The following is an 18,199-nucleotide window of genomic DNA, read 5'->3' as shown; positions in this document are numbered from 1 at the left end:
CGCACCTATTTCCGGCACCAACACGCCGACAACAACATCCTTGACCAGCAGACAGACCCGCTAACTGAACGGCTTTGGGGCTAGTTCTCCCCGTGCCGGTAGAACGGCAGCTTGAGCGGGGCGAGCGGGGTGTTGCCGAGGATCAGGTCGGCGGCCTTCTCGGCGGTCATCATCACCGGCGCGTAGATGTTGCCGTTGGTGATGTAGGGCATCACGGACGCGTCGACCACGCGCAGGCCCTCGGTGCCGTGCACCCGCATGGTCTGCGGGTCGACGACGGACTTCTCGTCCACGCCCATCTTGGCCGTGCACGAGGGGTGCAGCGCGGTTTCGGCGTCCTTGGCGACCCAGTCGAGGATCTGTTCGTCGGTTTCGACGGACGGCCCTGGGGAGATCTCCCCGCCGTTGTACGGCTCCAGCGCGGGCTGGTTGAGGATCTTCCGCGCCACCCGCACCGCTTCGACCCATTCGCGGCGGTCGTTCTCGGTCGACAGGTAGTTGAACTTGATCGCCGGGTGCTGCCGCGGGTCGGTCGAGGTGATCTTCACCGAGCCGCGGGTGTCGGCGTACATCGGGCCGACGTGCACCTGGTAGCCGTGCCCTTCCGTGGGCGCCGACCCGTCGTAGCGGATCGCCACCGGCAGGAAGTGGAACATCAGGTTCGGGTACTTCACCTCGTCGTTGGACCGGACGAACCCGCCGCCCTCGAAGTGGTTGGTGGCGGCCGGCCCGGACCGCAGGAACAGCCACTGCGCGCCGATGTAGGGCCGCTTCCACTTCGCCAGCGACGGCTGCATCGACACCGGCTGCTTGCAGGTGTACTGGATGTACACCTCGAGGTGGTCCTGCAGGTTCTCGCCGACGCCTGGCAGGTCCTTCACGACGTCGATGCCGAGCTTCTCCAGGTCGGCGGCGTTGCCGACGCCGGAGAGCTGCAGCAGCTGCGGGGTGTTGATCGCGCCGCCGCAGAGGATGATCTCCTTGCCGTACACCTCACCCGGCACACCCCGGCCCTGCGCGTACTCGACGCCGACCGCGCGCGTGCCGTCGAAGAGGATCTGCGAGACGAACGCGCGGGTCTTCACCGTGAGGTTGGGCCGGTCCATCACCGGGTGCAGGTAGGCGCCGGCCGCCGACAGCCGCCGTCCTTTCCGGACGTTCCGGTCGAAGGCCGCGAAGCCCTCCTGCCGGTAGCCGTTGACGTCGTCGGTGCGCGGGTAGCCCGCTTCCTCGGCGGCGTCGAAGAAGGCCTTGAACAACGGGTTCGACGCCGGACCGCGCTCGAGTTCGAGCGGACCGTCGTGCCCGCGCCACTGCCCGTCCGGCGGGTCCGCGAGGCAGTTCTCCATCCGGTTGAAGTACGGCAGGCAGTGCGCGTAGTCCCAAGTGGACATCCCGGGGTCGGCGCCCCAGCGCTCGTAGTCCATCGGGTTGCCGCGCTGGAAGATCATCCCGTTGATGCTGGAGGACCCGCCGAGCACCTTGCCGCGCGCGTGGTAGATGCGACGGCGGTTCATGTGCGGCTCGGGTTCGCTGCGGTAGCGCCAGTCGTAGAACTTCGACCCGATCGGGAAGGTCAGCGCGGCGGGCATGTGGATGAAGACGTCCCACTTGAAGTCCGACCGGCCCGCCTCCAGGACGAGGACCTTGTTCGCCGGGTCCGCGGAGAGCCGGTTCGCCAGCGCGCAGCCCGCCGAGCCACCGCCGACGATGACGAAGTCGTAGGTTTCGGTACTCATGCGTCCTCCTAGCCGGGCAGGGTGTCCGGGGCGTTGTCGGGCATGTGTTCGGGGCTGGTGTGTGCGGAGCCCCAGGTTTGGCGCCGGACGTAGAGCATGATCGCACCGATGATCACGATCAGCCCGGTGACGATCACCGCCCCCCACTGGAAGTACCAGTGGTCGGCGCCGTAGACCTCGGCCCGCGGCCAGATCAGGTTGATCGTCATGGCCGCGCCGTAGACCACCGCGACCAGGTTCACCAGCGTGCCCCAGCGGCCCAGCTTGAAGTACGGGCCGTGCTCCGGGCGCGGCCAGCCGCCGCGCAGGCGGCGCACCAGCATCGGGCCGGTGACCATCAGGTAGGGGATGTAGAACAGGATGATCGCCGTCGAGGTCAGGATGAAGAACGCCCGCTGGTTGCCGAGGTTGATCAGCAGCACCACGATCGTGAGGCCGCCGGTCAGCAGGGCCGGCAGCACCGGCGTCTTCGAGCGCGGCGAAACCTTCGCCATGGCCTTGCTGAACGGCAGGCGGCCGTCGCGGGCCATCGCCCAGGTCATCCGGATCGCCGCGGTCTGCACGGCGAGGCAGCACACGGTGATCGCGATCGCCGAGCAGATCAGGAAGGCGTCGCCGAGTCCTTCGCCGAGGGTGCTCTTGAGCAGGTACGGCATGCCGGACGTGCTGAGCTCCTTGGCGCTCAGGTCGCCGACGGCCATCATGCCGAACAGCATGATCAGCCCGCCGACGATGAAGGCCGCCGTGATCGCCCGGAGGATCGCGCGGGGCGCGTGCCGCCGCGGCTGGGTGGTCTCCTCGGCCAGCGAGCCCGCGGTGTCGAAGCCGTAGAAGACGTACGCGCTCATCAGCGACGCCACCAGGAACGCCCCGAGGTACCCGAACGAGTGACTCTCACCGGTGCCGGCGGTGTCGAAGACCAGACTGGGGCCGCGCTTGATGTGGATGGCCAGCGCGATCACCAGCAGGACGCTCGCGCCCAGCTCGACCGCGACCCCGAAGTTGTTGATCTTCGCCATCAGCTGGACGCCGATGATGTTGACGATCGTGGCGAACACGACCAGCACCAGGGCCAGGATGATGGCGTTCTGCGCGCCGCCCGGCGTCGACGTCAGGCCGGCGTCTTCGTCGCTGCCGACGAGCTGGAACGCGGTCGACACCTGCGGCAGGATGATCTGGTAGGCCACCGCGACGGCCGCCGCCGTCACGATCGCGCCGATGATCATGATCCAGCCGGCCAGCCAGGACGTCACCGGTTTCGCGATCTGCTTGGCCCACTGGTAAACCGAGCCGGCGAGCGGGAACTGCCCGGCCAGCTCGGCGAAGCACAGCGCCACGGCGGCTTGGCCGACGAAGACCAGCGGCCACGTCCAGATGAACGCCGGCCCGCCCGAGCCGAAGCCGAAGAAGAACAGCTGGAACACGCCGGTCAGGATGGAGATGTAGCTGAAGCCGGCGGCGAAGCTGGAGAACGAGCCGAGCGAGCGCTCCAGCTCCTGGCGGTAGCCGAACTTGGCGAGGTCGGTGTTGTCGTCGGCAGCAGGCCCCCCGCCCGCCGGTATTTCCTGAGTGGTCATGGCAGCGTCCTTACGTGGTGGGTGGGGGAAGCTTCAGCCTTTGAACCAGCGCTGCGGAACGGGATCGATGTTCTGGTAGACGTGCTTGCTCTCCTGGTACTCGGCCAGCCCGGACGGCCCGAGTTCGCGGCCGATGCCCGACTTGCCGAACCCGCCCCACTCCGCCTGCGGCAGGTAGGGGTGGTAATCGTTGATCCACACGGTGCCGTGGCGCAGGGCCCCGGCGACCCGCTGGGCGCGGGACGCGTCCGACGTCCACACGGCTCCGGCGAGCCCGTACTCGGTGTCGTTGGCCAGCGCGATCGCGTCAGCCTCGTCGGTGAAGCGTTCCACGGTGACGACCGGGCCGAAGACCTCTTCCCGGACGATCGTCATCTCCCTCGTGCAGCCGGAGAAAACCGTGGGGCGCAGGAAGAAACCGCGTTCGTACTCCGGGCCTTCGGGCCGCTTGCCGCCCGCCTGGAGCTTGGCGCCCTCCGCGAGAGCGCTTTCGATGTAGCCCTCGACCTTGGCGCGGTGCTGCGCCGAGACGAGTGCGCCCGTTTCGGTGGCGGGGTCGAGCGGGTCGCCGACCCGGATCCGGTCGGCGCGGTCGGCGAGGTCGGCGACGAACCGATCATGGATTCCATCTTGGACGATCAAGCGCGCGCCCGCCGAACAGACCTGTCCGGAATGGACGAACGCCGCCATCAGGGCGTAGTCGAGCGCCGTTTCGTAGTCGGCGTCGGCGAAGACCACGTTCGGGTTCTTGCCGCCGAGTTCGAGGGCGACCCGGCGGACGCCCTTCGCGGCGGCGGTCATGATCTTCTCGCCGGTCGCGTAGCCGCCGGTGAACGAGACCAGGTCCACGGCCGGGTGCTCGACCATCGCCGCGCCGACGCGGCCGTCGCCGAGCAGGAGGTTGACCACGCCGGGTGGCGTGCCGGCTTCTTCGAGCAGGGCGACCAGCTTGATCGTGGTCAGCGGGGTGACTTCGCTGGGCTTGAGCACGACGGTGTTGCCCGCGGCCAGCGCCGGCGCGACCTTCCAGGACATCTGCAGCAGCGGGTAGTTCCACGGCGCGATGAGGGCGCAGACGCCGACCGGTTCGTGCACGATCCGGCTGACGACGGTCGCGCTGCCCGCGTCGACGAGGCGTCCGGCGTCCTTGTCCGCCAGGTCGGCGTAGTAGCGGAAGACGTTGGTCACGTCGTCGATGTCGATGCCGCCCTCGCCGAGGGTCTTGCCGGTGTCGAGGCTCTCGGTGCGGGCCAGTTCCTCGCGGTCGCGGACCAGCAGGTCGGCCACCTTGCGGAGCAGGGCGCCGCGTTCGGTGGCGGTCGTCCGCCGCCACGGACCTTCGTCGAAGGCCCGGCGGGCGGCGGTGACGGCGGCGTCGACTTCCGCGCTGCTCGCCTCGGCGACGGTCAGGATGACCTCGCCGGTCGCGGGGTTCAGTACATCGAACATGCGGCCCTTCCCGGATCGGTAGTGGCTGCTCGGCGCGTTGAGTGCGTACATTTGTACGCGAAGCGTGTACAGATGTCCACAAGGGGGCTCGACACCGATGTCGAACACGGAACCCGCCGCGGCCCGGCGCCGCGGCCCGAACGACCCGGAACGGCGGGCGCGGATCGCCAAGGCGGCGATCGAAGTCGTCGCCCAGCGGGGGATCGACGGCGTCACCCACCGGGCCGTCGCCGCCGCCGCCGGCGTGCCGCTGGGCTCGACGACCTACCACTTCGCGACGCTGGACGACCTCTTGGAGGTCGCCCTGCACGAGGCGGCCGAGCGGAACGTCCACGCGCTGAAGGAGTGGGAGTCGGCGCTGCCGCCGGACACCGACTTCGCCGCCGCCCTCGCCGACCTGGTGATGGGCTACATCAACGAGCAGTACCGGGACACCGTCGTCGAGTACGACCTGTACGTCGCGGCCCTGCACCGGCCGGCGCTGCGCAAGGCGAGTGCGGCCTGGGACGACGCCCTGATCGCCTTCTTCGGCTCCCGCACCGACCCGCTCACCGGCCGGCTGCTGGCGGGGTTGTTCTGCGGCCTCCTGATGCAGGCCGCCCTGGCCGACCCCCGTCCCAACCGCGAGGAGATCGAAACCCTCTTCCGCCGCGCCATCGACGGCCCCGCCGCCTGACCCAGGCGGACGACACGCGTACCTGCTCGGACGACACGCGTACCTGGATGGACGACACGGCAATCGGCCGTTCTGCCCGTGTGTCGTCCGGCTGAGTACGCGTGTCGTCCGGCTGGGTACGCGTGTCGTCCGGAACGTGCCGGGAATCTTGGCGGGTCACTGAAAAAGGTGGGTTGACAGGCGGTCGGGGCGGCAGTCACTCTGTTCCGGAGTGTGCAACAAGCCGCGTTCTGCGCAACTACTCCCGTCCTGATCCGCGGAGAGGACCACGCCGGTGACCGCAACCGATCTGCCGCCCAGCCTGCTCGCCACCTTGCCCGGCAGCTCCTACACCGATCCGGCGGTCTTCGCGCTGGAGCAGGCGAAGATCTTCGAGGCGGACTGGTTCTGCGCCGTGCGCAGCGCCGACCTCGCCGGTCCCGGGGCGTTCGAGACCGTGCGGATCGGCAAGGAGAGCGTGCTCGTCTCGCGGGGCCGCGACGGGCGGCTCAACGCGTTCCTCAACGTCTGCCGCCACCGCGGCGCCCGGCTGTGCACGGCGGAGAGCGGCACGGTCAAGCGCGCCTTCCAGTGCCCGTACCATGCCTGGACCTACGGCCTCGACGGCAAGCTCATCGCCGCGCCCAACCTCACCGGGATGCCGGACGTCGATCGCACCGAGTTCGGCCTCACCCGGCTGCACCTGCGGGAATGGCTCGGCTACGCCTGGGTCTGCCTGGCCGATGAGCCGCCGTCGTTCGAGGAGACCGTCGTCGGCGCCGTCACCGAACGGCTCGGCGGCCCGGCCGAGATCGACGCCTACGGCATCGACGGCCTGGCGCTGGGCAAGCGCATCGAGTACGACGTGAAGGCGAACTGGAAGCAGATCATCGAGAACTTCATGGAGTGCTACCACTGCGCGACGATCCACCCCGAGCTCACCGAGGTGCTGCCGGAGTTCGCCGACGGCTACGCGGCGCAGTACTACGTCGGCCACGGCGCCGAGTTCGGCGGCGACATCAAGGGCTTCACCGTCGACGGCTCCGAGGGGGTCGACCGCCTGCCCGGTGTCACCGAGGCCCAGGACCGCAAGTACTACGCGATCACCATCAAACCGGGCGTCTTCGTCAACCTGGTTCCGGACCACGTGATCCTGCACCGGATGTTCCCGCTCGCCCCGGACCGGACGCTGGTCCGCTGCGACTGGCTCTACCTGCCCGAAGTCGTCGAATCCGGGCGTGATCTGACCCGGTCGGTGGAGCTGTTCCACCGCGTCAACCTGCAGGACTTCGAGGCGTGCGAACGTTGCCAGCTGTCGATGGACTCGCGCTCGTACACCGGAGGCGGCGTGCTCGTGCCCAGCGAGCACCACATCGGTGCCTTCCACGACTGGGTCCGGGCGCGGTTGAACGCCTGAAAAGCGCGTCTAGATCAACGCCCGGATGGCGGCCTCGAAGCCGGTCACGTGCTCGAGTGTGAGGGCGGCGGCCTTCTCGGCGTCACCCTCGATGATCGCGGTGAGGAGCGGGACGTGCTCGTCGACGTGGCCGGCCATCCCGGACAGCCGGGGCACGAACACGCACCAGATCCGCGTGGCGAGGTTGTCGTACCGGATGAGCGTGTCCTCGAGGAACGGGTTGTGCACGCACCGGTAGATCGCCCGGTGCAGGGCGAGGTCGGTGCGCAGCAGTTCGGCGTTGTCCCGGCCCGGGACGCCGACGTCGAGCTGCGCGCGCAGCTCGGCCAGCGCCGCCCGGTCGGCCTCGGTCGCGCGCCCGGCCGCGGCGGCCGTCGCCATCGGCTCCAGCGTCCGCCGGACCTCGGAGATGTGCGCGAGGTCGGAGATGTTGACGTCGGTGGCGAACGTCCCGCGCCGCGGGTAGGCGACGACCAGCCGCTCGGACTCCAGCCGCTTCAGCGCCTCGCGGATCGGCGTCCGGCCCATGCCGAGCGTGGTGCCGAGCTCCTCTTCGTTGAGGGGGGAGCCCGGCGGGATGTCCAGCATGACCAGCCGATCACGCACGAAGCGGTACGCCTGTTCGGCCAGGGATGGGGGATTGACCTGGGGATGCACGCCGCTTAGTCTACATCGACGATTGATATATCAGAAGTCGACCACGGAAGGTTTCCGATGCCCTCGATGCTCAACCGCTCCTTGGCCGACTACGACCCGGCGGTGGCCGAAGCGATCGGCGCCGAGCTGCGCCGGCAGCAGACGACGCTGGAGATGATCGCGTCCGAGAACTTCGCGCCGCTCAGCGTGCTCCAGGCCCAGGGGTCGGTGCTCACCAACAAGTACGCCGAGGGCTACCCGGGCCGCCGCTACTACGGCGGCTGCGAGCAAGTCGACGTCACCGAACAGCTCGCCATCGACCGGGTCAAGGAGCTCTTCGGCGCCGGGTTCGCCAACGTCCAGCCGCACTCGGGCGCGCAGGCCAACGCCGCCGCGATGGCCGCGCTGCTCAAGCCCGGCGACCAGATCCTCGGCCTGTCACTGGCCCACGGCGGGCACCTGACCCACGGCATGCGGATCAACTTCTCCGGCCTGCTCTACGACGTCGCCGCCTACGAAGTGTCCGAAAAGGACTACCGGGTGGACATGGCCGAGGTCGAGCGGCTGGCGAAGGAACACCGGCCGAAGCTGATCATCGCCGGCTGGTCGGCCTACCCGCGGCAGCTCGACTTCGCCCGCTTCCGCGAGATCGCCGACGAGGTCGGCGCGTACCTCATGGTCGACATGGCGCACTTCGCCGGACTGGTCGCCGCCGGGCTGCACCCGTCGCCGGTCCCGCACGCGCACGTCACGACGACCACCACGCACAAGACTCTCGGCGGCCCGCGCGGCGGCGTGGTCCTCACCGACGATCCCGCGCTGGCCAAGAAGGTCAACTCGGCCGTTTTCCCCGGTCAGCAGGGCGGTCCGCTCGAACACGTCATCGCCGCGAAGGCCGTCGCGTTCAAGATGGCCGCCGAGCCGGAGTTCGCCGAACGCCAGCAGCGCACCCTGCGCGGCGCGAAGCTCCTCGCCGAGCGGCTGCTGGCCGAGCCGGACATCTCCGTGCTGACCGGCGGCACCGACGTCCACCTCGTGCTCGTCGACCTGCGGAACTCCGAACTCGACGGCAAGCAGGCCGAGGACCGGCTCCACGAAGTGGGCATCACGGTGAACCGCAACGCCGTCCCGTTCGACCCGCGGCCGCCGATGGTGACGTCCGGGCTCCGCATCGGCACCCCGGCACTGGCCACCCGCGGGTTCGGGGACGCCGAGTTCCGCGAGGCCGCCGACGTCATCGCCGAGGCGCTCCGGCCCGGCTACGACGTCGACAAGCTGCGGGCCCGCGTCACCGCGCTGGCCGAAGCGTTCCCGCTGTACCCGTCGGAGGAGGCCCGATGACCGACCTGCCGGAGCACCCGGACTTCCTCTGGGACAACCCCGAGCCTCGCAAGAGTTACGACGTGGTCGTCGTCGGCGGCGGCGGGCACGGCCTCGCCACCGCGTACTACCTGGCCAAACAGGGCATCACGAACGTGGCCGTGCTGGAGAAGGGCTGGCTCGCCGGCGGGAACATGGCCCGCAACACCACGATCATCCGCTCGAACTACCTCTGGGACGAGAGCTCCGGCATCTACGAGCACTCCCTCAAGCTGTGGGAAGGTCTCGAGGAGGACCTCGGCTACCCGATCCTGTTCAGCCAGCGCGGGGTGCTCAACCTGGCGCACAGCCTGCAGGACGTCCGCGACAGCGTCCGCCGTGTGGAGGCCAACAAGCTCAACGGCATCGACGCCGAGTGGGTGGATGCCAACGGCGTCAAGGAAATCTGCCCGATCGTCAACATCTCCCCGGACGTCCGCTACCCGGTGCTGGGCGCGACCTTCCAGCCGCGCGCGGGCATCGCGAAGCACGACTACGTGGCCTGGGGTTTCGCCCGCGCGGCGCACGAGCTGGGTGTCGACCTCATCCAGAACTGCGAGGTCACCGGGATCACCACGGCCGGCGGGCGGGTCACCGGCGTCGAGACGTCGCGGGGCCGGATCGCCGCGGGCAAGGTGGGGCTGTGCGCGGCCGGGCACACGTCGGTGCTGGCCCGGATGGTCGGGCTGGACCTGCCGTTGACGTCGCACCCGCTGCAGGCGCTGGTGTCCGAGCTCCTCGAACCGATCCACCCGACGGTCGTCATGTCGAACGCCGTGCACGTCTACGTTTCCCAGGCGCACAAGGGTGAACTCGTGATGGGTGCGGGCATCGACAGCTACCACGGCTACGGCCAGCGCGGCTCGTTCCACATCATCGAGCAGCAGATGGCCGCCGCGCTGGAGCTGTTCCCGGTGTTCGCGCGGGCGCACCTGCTGCGGACATGGGCGGGCATCGTCGACACGAGCCCGGACGCGTCGCCGATCATCGGCCTCACGCCGGTGGAGAACCTGTTCCTCAACTGCGGCTGGGGGACCGGCGGCTTCAAGGCCACGCCGGGTGTCGGGGACGTCTTCGCGGCGACCATCGCGCGGGGCAAGCCGCACGAGTACGCCGAGCCCTTCGCCCTCGACCGGTTCACCACCGGCGCCCTCGTCGACGAGCACGGCGCCGCCGCCGTCGCGCACTGAGACATTCAAAAGCAGGAGTGTCCACATGCAACTGATCCCCTGCCCGTGGTGCGGGCCGCGTGAGGAAGCCGAGTTCCACTACGGCGGCCAGGCGCACGTCGCCTATCCGGCCGACCCGTCGGCGATGCCGGACGAAGAATGGGCGAAGTTCGTCTTCTTCCGCGACAACCCGAGCGGCCCGTTCGCCGAGCGCTGGAGCCACTCCGCGGGGTGCCGCCGGTGGTTCAACGCCGTCCGCGACACCCGCACCCACGACCTCCTGGCGGTCTACCGCCTCGACGAGCCCCGGCCGGTGATCTCATGACCCGGCTCTCCGGCGTTCCGCTCAAGTTCACCTTCGACGGCCGCGAGCTGACCGGTTTCCTCGGCGACACCCTGGCGTCGGCGCTGCTCGCCAACGGCATCCACCGGGTCGCGACCAGTATCAAGTACGGCCGGCCGCGCGGCATCGTCGGCGCCGGCGTCGAGGACTCGAACGCGCTGGTGCAGATCGAAGCGCCGTTCCCGGAGCCGATGCTGTCCGCCACGACGGTCGAGCTGTACGACGGCCTGGTCGCTCGTGGTCTCCGCGGTCAAGGCCGCCTCGCCGCCGAACCGGACCCGGCGCGGTACGACGCCAAGCACGCCCACTGCGATGTCCTGGTCATCGGGGCCGGACCGGCCGGACGCGCCGCCGCTGCCGCCGCGTCCGGCCGGGTCCTGCTCGTGGACGACCAGCCCGACGGCGAAGCTCCCGAAGGTGTCCGGTTCCTCTCGCGCACCACGGCGTTCGGAGTCTATGACGACGGGTTCGTGCTGGCCCTGGAACGCCGGGGTGAGCCCGCGGCTCCCGAACGCATCTCGCGGCAGCGGGTCTGGCGGATCCGGGCGAAGCGGATCGTCATCGCGACCGGCGCCCACGAGCGGCCGATCGTGTTCCCGGACAACGACCGTCCCGGCATCATGCTCGCGTCGGCCGCGCGGACCTACCTGAACCGCTACGGCGTCCTCGCCGGGCAGCGCGTGGTCGTGTTCACCACCAACGACAGTGCCTACGACGCCGCCACCGAACTGGCCGAGGCGGGGGCCGAGATCGTGCGGATCGTCGACGCTCGCGAGGGCCACGGCGTCATCGGGACCGACGGAGAAGACCACATCACCGCCGCGCACGTCGCGCCGCTGGGGTCGCTGGAGGGGGAGCGGGTGCCGTGCGACCTGCTGCTCGTGTCCGGTGGCTGGAACCCGGCGGTGCACCTGTTCAGCCAGGCCCGCGGCAAGCTCCGGTACGCTGCCGAACTGGGCGCGTACGTCCCGGACGGCGACCTGCCGACGGTGCGTGTGGTGGGCGCGGCCGCGGGCGAGGGCTTGCCGGAGGCGAAGATCCTCTGGCAGGTGCCGGCGCCCGAGTCCGTAGTGGACACCCGGTTCGTGGACCAACAGCGTGACGCGACCGTGTCGGACATCCTGCGCGCGACCGGCGCCGGGCTGCGCTCGCTGGAGCACATCAAGCGCTACACGACCATCGGCACCGCGCACGACCAGGGCAAGACCTCCGGCATGCTCGCTGCGGGCGTCACCGCCGAAGCCCTCGGTGTCGACTTGGCGACCCAGCGCCCGACGACGTTCCGGCCGCCGTACACACCGGTCCCGTTCGCCGCACTGGCCGGGCGGAACCGCGGTGACCTGCACGATCCCGTGCGCGTCACGACGATCCACCCGTGGCACGTCGAGCACGGTGCCGAGTTCGAGAACGTCGGCCAGTGGAAGCGGCCGTGGTACTACCCGCGGCCCGGCGAGTCGATGGCCGACGCCGTCCGGCGCGAATGCCGCGCGGCCCGCACCGACGTCGCCCTGATGGACGGCTCCACGCTGGGCAAGATCGACGTCCAGGGCCCGGACGCCGGCTGGTTCCTCGACATGCTCTACACGAACATGATGAGCACCCTCAAGGTCGGCCGGATCCGCTACGGCGTGATGTGCGGCGTCGACGGCATGGTGATCGACGACGGCACGGTCATCCGCGTCGGCGAGGAGCGGTTCCTGGTCACCACGACCACCGGCAACGCGGCGAAGATCCTCGAGTGGATGGAGGAGTGGCTGCAGACGGAGTGGCCGCACCTGCGTGTTTTCGCGACGTCGGTCACCGAGCACTGGGCCACGATCCCGCTGGTCGGCCCGCGTTCGCGGGAAGTCCTCGGCCGCTTGGCGCCGGATCTCGACGTGTCCAATGACGCCTTCGGGTTCATGACCTGGCAGGACGCCGAGGTCGCCGGGCTCGCCGCGCGGGTCTGCCGGATCAGCTTCTCCGGCGAGCTGGCCTACGAAATCAACGTCCCGTCGTGGCACGGACCCGCGCTCTGGCAGTCCATAGTGGACCAAGGCGCCACGCCGTACGGCACCGAGACCATGCACGTCCTGCGCGCCGAGAAGGGCTACCCGATCATCGGCCAGGACACCGACGGCACGGTCACCCCGCAGGACCTCGGCCTGTCCTGGGCCGTGTCGAAGAAAAAGGCCGACTTCATCGGCAAGCGCTCCTTCGCCCGCGCCGAAAACAACCGGCCGGACCGCAAGCAGTTCGTCGGTTTGCTGCCCGTGGACCCGTCGGTGCTGCTGCCCGAGGGCTCGCAGATCATCGAATCGGAAGTCGTGCCCGAACCGCCGGTGCGGATGCTCGGCCACGTCACCTCCAGCTACGACAGCGCCGCACTCGGCCGCACTTTCGCGCTGGCCCTGGTGCGCTCGGGCCGTGAGCGCATCGGAGAAACGCTGTACGTGCCGGTCGGGGACCAGGTGGTGCCGGTGACCGTGACCGAATCCGTGCTCTTCGACAAGGAAGGAGCCCGCCGTGACGGTTGACGCGGTCGAAGAACCGTTCCGCACCCAGCTCACCGTCCGCCTCCGCGAGGGGCACAGCCTGCTCGGCGTCGACCTGCCCGGACCGTGCACCTTCACCAGCGGCAGCGGCGTCGACATCCTCTGGATGGGCCCCGACGAGTACCTCGTGCTCGCCGGGCCCGGCCGCCAAGCCGAGCTGGAAGCGGCACTTTCCGGTGAATGCGACGCCGTGGTGGATGTCTCGGCGCAGCGCAACGTCTATCGGCTCAGTGGGTCGCATGTGCCTAGGGCCAAATGCCCCAATAATGTGACACTTAAGCGTAAGCAGTCGCTGGCCGATGTGCTGGCGCCCGGATGCTCGATCGACCTGGAGGTGTCACCGCCGGGAACGTGTGTCCAGACGTTGCTGGCGCGCACCGGGATCGTGCTGATGGTCCGGGAAGAGAGCTTCACGATCCTCGTGCGGCAGTCGTTCTCGGACTACTTCACGGCCTGGCTGGCCGACGCGAGTCTGGAGTACGTCTCGTGACCTTCACCTTGACGCTCAAGTGCCCGGAACGCTCGGGGATCGTGCACGCCGTCACGACGTTCCTGGTCGGGCAGGGCTGCGACATCGTCGAGCACCAGCAGTTCGACGACGACGTCCGCGGCTCGCTGTTCCTGCGTACGTCGTTCACCTGCACCGAAGAAACCACGGTGGACGACCTCACCCGCGCGTTCGCCCCGGTGGCCGGCGACTTCGGCATGGAGTTCGGCTTCTCCGACGGGACGCCGCCGCGGATCCTCGTGATGGTGTCGAAGTTCGGGCACTGCCTCAACGACCTGCTCTTCCGCTGGCGCGCGGGCGGCCTCGGCGCCGAGATCGCCGTGGTCGTGTCGAACCACGAGGACCTGCGGCCGATGGCCGAGGCGGCGGGTGTGCCGTTCGTGCACGTCCCGGTGACGCCGGAGACCAAGCCGGAGGCCGAACAGCGGTTGCTCGACCTGGTCGGGGAGTACGAAGCAGACTTGATCGTGCTCGCCCGGTACATGCAGGTGCTGTCGAACGAGCTGTGCCAGAAGCTCGAAGGCCGCGCGATCAACATCCACCACTCGTTCCTGCCCGGTTTCAAGGGCGCCAAGCCCTACCACCAGGCCTACGACCGCGGCGTCAAGTACGTCGGCGCGACCGCGCACTACGTCACCCCCGACCTCGACGAGGGCCCGATCATCGAGCAGGAGGTCCAGCGCGTCGACCACACGTACTCGCCGCGCGAGCTGGTGACCGTCGGCCGTGACGCCGAAGCCCTCGCCCTCTCCCGCGCGGTGCGCTGGCACTGCGAGCGCCGCGTCCTGCTCAACGGCAACAGCACTGTTGTGTTCCGGTAAGCCGTCTTTCGTTAGGAGCCCGCCATGACCGCACCGCGAGTAGTCATCATCGGCGCCGGCATCGTCGGCGCGAACCTCGCCGACGAGCTGACCGCCCGCGGCTGGACCGACGTCACCGTGCTCGACCGGGGCCCGCTGCCGCGCACCGGCGGGTCCACCTCGCACGCGCCCGGGCTGGTCTTCCAGACCAACGCGTCCAAGGCGATGACGGACTTCGCCCGCTACACCGTCGAGAAGTTCCTGGAGCTGGACTGTTTCCTGCAGGTCGGCGGCATGGAGGTGGCGACCACCCCGGCCCGCTGGGAGGACCTCAAGCGCAAGCTCGGCTGGGCGACGTCGTGGGGCGTCGAGGGACGGTTGATCGACGCCGCCGAATGTGTCGAGCGCTGGCCGCTCCTGGACGGTTCGCGGATCTTCGGCGCGCTGCACGTCCCGACCGACGGCCTGGCGCGGGCCGCCAAGGCCGTCGAGGTGCTGGCCGCGCGTGCGGGTTCGCGCGGGGCCCGGTTCATCGGCTCGACGCGGGTCACCGACATCTTGCAGGAGAGCGGGCGTGTTAGCGGCGTCCGGACCGACCAGGGTGACTTCCCGGCTGACGTCGTCGTGTCGTGCGCCGGGTTTTGGGGCCGCGAGATCGGCGCGATGGCCGGCGTGGACGTCCCCCTGCTGCCGCTGGCCCACCAGTACGTGAAGACCGGGCAGCTCGCGGAACTCGCCGGGCACACCACCGAGGCGAGCCTGCCGATCCTGCGTCACCAGGACCAGGACCTGTACTTCCGCGAGCACGTCGACCGGCTCGGCATCGGCTCCTACGCGCACCGCCCGATGCCGGTCGACGAGTCCACTCTGGACCCTTCGGTGACCGAGACGGCCATGCCGTCCATGCTGCCCTTCACGGAGGACGACTTCGCGCCTTCTTGGGAACAGAGTCAACTGCTGCTTCCGGCGCTGCGCCAGACCAAGGTCGAAGAGGGCTTCAACGGCATCTTCTCCTTCACCCCGGACGGCCAGTCGCTGGTCGGCGAGTCGGCCGACGTCCGGGGGTTCTGGCTGGCCGAGGCGATCTGGGTGACGCACTCCGCGGGCATCGCGAAGGCGGTCGCCGAGCTGCTCGTGCACGGGCACTCGGAAGTGGACACCCACGACATCGACGTCCACCGCTTCGAGGAGGTCCAGCTCGCGCCTTCGTACGTGAGCGAGACGGCGCAGCAGAACTTCGTCGAGGTCTACGACATCCTGCACCCGTTGCAGCCCAAGCTGTCCCCGCGCGATCTGCGGGTGACGCCGTTCCAGGCGCGGCAACGCGAGCTGGGCGCGGTGTTCCTGGAGGCGGCCGGCTGGGAGCGGCCGCACTGGTTCGAGGCCAACGCGCCGCTGCTGAAGAAGCTACCCCACGACTGGCTGCCGCCCGCGCGGGACGCGTGGTCGGCGCAGTTCCACTCGCCGATCGCGGCGGCCGAGGCGTGGCACACGCGCAACGGCGTCGCGCTGTACGACATGACGCCGTTGAAGCGCGTGGAGATCAGCGGCCCCGGGTCGCTGGCGTTCCTGCAGTCGCTCACCACCAACCAGCTGGACAAGTCGGTCGGTTCGGTGACGTACACGCTGATGCTCGATTCCGCGGGCGGGGTGCGCAGTGACGTCACGGTCGCGCGGCTCGAGCCCGAGGTGTTCCAGGTCGGGATCAACGGAAACATCGACGTCGACCACTTCGTCAAGCACGCGCCTTCGGGTGTCCGGGTCCGGGACATCACCGGTGGCACGTGCTGCGTCGGTGTCTGGGGACCGCTGGCGCGGGACCTGGTGCAGCCGCTGTCGCACGAGGACTTTTCGCACCAGGGGCTCAAGTACTTCCGGGCCCGCAAGGCGCGGATCGCCGGCGTGCCGGTGGTCGCGATGCGACTGTCCTATGTGGGCGAACTGGGCTGGGAGATCTACACGAGCGCGGACAACGGCCTGCGGCTGTGGGACGCGCTGTGGGCGGCCGGGCAGCCGCTGGGGGTCGTCGCGGCCGGGCGGGCGGCGTTCAACAGCCTGCGGCTGGAGAAGGGCTACCGGCTGTGGGGCACGGACATGACCACCGAGCACGACCCGTACGAGGCCGGGCTGGCGTTCGCCGTGCGGCCAGCGAAGGGGGACTTCCTGGGCCGGGACGCGATCGAAGGCCGGAGCGAGGAGACGGCGTCGCGGCGGCTGCGGTGCCTGACGATCGACGACGGCCGCACGGTCGTGCTCGGCAAGGAACCGGTGTTCGCCGGCGGCGTGGCTTCGGGTTACGTGACGAGCGCCGCGTACGGGTACACCGTCGGGCGGCCGATCGCCTACGCGTGGCTCCCGGCGTCGGCGGACATCGGCAGCAGCGTGGAGATCGAGTACTTCGGCCGCCGGGTCGCGGCCACCGTGGCCGCCGAGCCGCTGGTCGACCCGGGCATGGACCGGATCCGGCGATAATCCACAGCAAGTACACGGAAGCGCACCAGGAAATTCTCAGGAAGGGGGCGTTTGCTGGGACGAGCCGGAGGCTTGTCGAGAGCTGGAGCTGTGCATGAGCGAGTACGACCGAGGACGCCCGAGCGGCGGCGAGTACCCGTACGGCTACGGCCAGGGTGGCTACTCGCCGGACTACTACGGCCAGAACGGCTACCCGCAGGACCCCCAGGGCCACCCCCAGCAACAGTACGACCAGCAGCAGTACGACCAGCAGCAGTACGACCAGCAGCAGTACGACCAGCCCCGTGACCAGTGGGGACGCCCGTATCCGCCGTACACGCAGCCGGCCTACGCCTACCCGCCGCCCGCCTACCAGCCACCGCCGCGGCGGCGTCATCCGCTGCGCGCGCTGACGGTCGCGATCGTCGCGATCGCGCTGGCCGTGGTCGCCGGGCTCGGGATCGGGCGCCTGATCTCCGGGGCGAACAGCACGACCGCGGGCGGCAACCAGAACTTCGGCTTCTCCGGGCAGCCCAGCGCGGCCAAGACCGTGCTCGACGCCGACGCCGTGTCGGCCAAGGTCAACCCGGCCATCGTGAACATCAACACCGAGCTCGGCCTGCAGGGCGCGGCCGCGGCGGGCACCGGCATCGTGCTCACCGCCGACGGCGAGGTGCTGACCAACAACCACGTCGTCGCGGGCGCGACCAGCATCAAGGTCACCAGCATCGGCACCGGCGACACGTACAAGGCGCAGGTGGTCGGCTACGACCGCGCCGAGGACGTCGCCGTCCTGCAGCTGCAGGGCGCGTCCGGGCTGCCCACCGCGTCCATCGGCGACTCGTCCGCGGTGCAGGTCGGCGACCAGATCCTCGGGCTGGGCAACGCCGGCGGCCGCGGCGGCAACCCGGTGCCCGCGCCCGGCACGGTCACCGCGCTGAACCAGTCGATCACCGCCTCGGACGAGTCCAGCGGGTCTTCCGAGCAGCTCACCGGGCTGATCCAGGTCCGGGCGAACATCGAGTCGGGCGACTCCGGCGGCCCGCTCGTGAACGCGAACGCCCAGGTCATCGGGGTCGACACGGCCGCGTCCACCGGCTACCAGCTGAACGGGCGCCGCAGCGGCGGGGCCGGCCAGGGCTTCGCCATCCCGATCAACCAGGCCGTCGACATCGCCCACAAGATCGTCGCGGGGCAGGCGTCCGACAAGATCCACATCGGCAAGACGGCGTTCATCGGGGTCTCGGTGACGGACGGCCAGGGCGGCGCCAAGGTCCGCGAGGTCGTCCAGCGCGGGCCGGCGCAGAAGGCGGGCCTCGCGGCCGGCGACGTGATCACGGCCATCGACGGCAAGCCGACCGGCTCGGCGACGGCGTTGACGAACGTGATGGACACCCACCACCCGGGCGACCGGCTCACGCTGACGGTGGCCGGCGCCGCCGGCGGTCAGCAGCAGCTGCAGGTCAACGCCATCGAAGGGCCGGTGGGCTAGCGGCAAAGCCGTTCAGTTAGCGGGTCTGTCTGCTGGTCAAGGATGTTGTTGTCGGCGTGTTGGTGCCGGA

General features: G+C 69.7%; 14 protein-coding genes. 10 read left to right on the top strand and 4 right to left on the bottom strand.

All coding sequences use genetic code 11. From position 1 onward, the window contains the following. Positions 1-80 precede the first annotated feature (80 nt). From betA to ISP_RS39100, 3 genes are read right to left on the bottom strand one after another with little or no spacing between them, the layout of a single operon-like run. Entirely contained in the window at positions 81-1,739 is a 1,659-nt protein-coding gene (betA, locus tag ISP_RS39110; RefSeq protein WP_013229316.1) for a choline dehydrogenase, read from the bottom strand. A gap of 8 nt (positions 1,740-1,747) precedes the next feature. Beyond that, positions 1,748-3,316 (bottom strand): amino acid permease, encoded by a 1,569-nt coding sequence (locus ISP_RS39105; protein ID WP_013229315.1) that lies wholly within the window; start codon positions 3,314-3,316, stop codon positions 1,748-1,750. Between the two features lie 33 nt (positions 3,317-3,349). Beyond that, positions 3,350-4,816, bottom strand: a complete 1,467-nt coding sequence (locus ISP_RS39100; RefSeq protein ID WP_265049882.1) for an aldehyde dehydrogenase family protein — start codon at positions 4,814-4,816, stop codon at positions 3,350-3,352. A 46-nt stretch (positions 4,817-4,862) separates the two neighbouring features. Between ISP_RS39100 and ISP_RS39095 the strand changes: the two genes are divergently transcribed. Both ISP_RS39095 and ISP_RS39090 read left to right on the top strand, forming a co-directional pair. Next, on the top strand, positions 4,863-5,441 hold the full coding sequence (locus ISP_RS39095) for a TetR/AcrR family transcriptional regulator (protein ID WP_013229313.1): 579 nt from the start codon (positions 4,863-4,865) through the stop codon (positions 5,439-5,441). Positions 5,442-5,715: 274 nt separating this feature from the next. Further along, complete coding sequence (locus ISP_RS39090) at positions 5,716-6,837, top strand: aromatic ring-hydroxylating oxygenase subunit alpha (protein WP_013229312.1); 1,122 nt, start codon at positions 5,716-5,718, stop codon at positions 6,835-6,837. A 9-nt stretch (positions 6,838-6,846) separates the two neighbouring features. On the opposite strand, the gene ISP_RS39085 is transcribed toward ISP_RS39090, so the two are convergent. Beyond that, on the bottom strand, positions 6,847-7,494 hold the full coding sequence (locus ISP_RS39085; protein ID WP_013229311.1) for a GntR family transcriptional regulator: 648 nt from the start codon (positions 7,492-7,494) through the stop codon (positions 6,847-6,849). Between the two features lie 57 nt (positions 7,495-7,551). Between ISP_RS39085 and glyA the strand changes: the two genes are divergently transcribed. From glyA to ISP_RS39045, 8 genes are all read left to right on the top strand, one after another. Further along, positions 7,552-8,814 carry a serine hydroxymethyltransferase gene (gene glyA, locus ISP_RS39080; RefSeq protein WP_013229310.1) on the top strand — a complete coding sequence of 421 codons (1,263 nt, stop codon included), beginning with the start codon at positions 7,552-7,554 and terminating at the stop codon, positions 8,812-8,814. Continuing rightward, positions 8,811-10,022 (top strand): sarcosine oxidase subunit beta family protein, encoded by a 1,212-nt coding sequence (locus ISP_RS39075; protein WP_013229309.1) that lies wholly within the window; start codon positions 8,811-8,813, stop codon positions 10,020-10,022. Before glyA ends, ISP_RS39075 begins: the two co-directional genes overlap by 4 nt. Before the next feature lie 25 nt (positions 10,023-10,047). Continuing rightward, a complete protein-coding gene (locus ISP_RS39070; protein ID WP_013229308.1) occupies positions 10,048-10,326 on the top strand; it encodes a sarcosine oxidase subunit delta in 279 nt (92 codons plus the stop codon). Continuing rightward, on the top strand, positions 10,323-12,860 hold the full coding sequence (locus ISP_RS39065; RefSeq protein ID WP_013229307.1) for a 2Fe-2S iron-sulfur cluster-binding protein: 2,538 nt from the start codon (positions 10,323-10,325) through the stop codon (positions 12,858-12,860). Before ISP_RS39070 ends, ISP_RS39065 begins: the two co-directional genes overlap by 4 nt. After that, positions 12,850-13,368 (top strand): sarcosine oxidase subunit gamma, encoded by a 519-nt coding sequence (locus ISP_RS39060; RefSeq protein ID WP_013229306.1) that lies wholly within the window; start codon positions 12,850-12,852, stop codon positions 13,366-13,368. Before ISP_RS39065 ends, ISP_RS39060 begins: the two co-directional genes overlap by 11 nt. Further along, positions 13,365-14,207 carry a formyltetrahydrofolate deformylase gene (gene purU, locus ISP_RS39055; RefSeq protein WP_013229305.1) on the top strand — a complete coding sequence of 281 codons (843 nt, stop codon included), beginning with the start codon at positions 13,365-13,367 and terminating at the stop codon, positions 14,205-14,207. The genes ISP_RS39060 and purU overlap by 4 nt, the downstream gene beginning before the upstream one ends. Positions 14,208-14,231: 24 nt before the next feature. Then, the gene (locus tag ISP_RS39050; protein ID WP_013229304.1) at positions 14,232-16,658 is read left to right on the top strand and encodes a GcvT family protein; all 2,427 of its coding nucleotides are present in this window, start codon (positions 14,232-14,234) and stop codon (positions 16,656-16,658) included. Positions 16,659-16,752: 94 nt separating this feature from the next. After that, positions 16,753-18,129 carry a S1C family serine protease gene (locus tag ISP_RS39045; protein WP_013229303.1) on the top strand — a complete coding sequence of 459 codons (1,377 nt, stop codon included), beginning with the start codon at positions 16,753-16,755 and terminating at the stop codon, positions 18,127-18,129. Positions 18,130-18,199: the final 70 nt, after the last annotated feature.

The organism is Amycolatopsis mediterranei (genome assembly GCF_026017845.1).
In the GTDB taxonomy this organism is placed as follows: domain Bacteria; phylum Actinomycetota; class Actinomycetes; order Mycobacteriales; family Pseudonocardiaceae; genus Amycolatopsis; species Amycolatopsis mediterranei.
The sequence above is the reverse complement of the archived record's forward strand: the minus strand, read 5'-3'. Positions and strand labels throughout refer to the sequence as shown.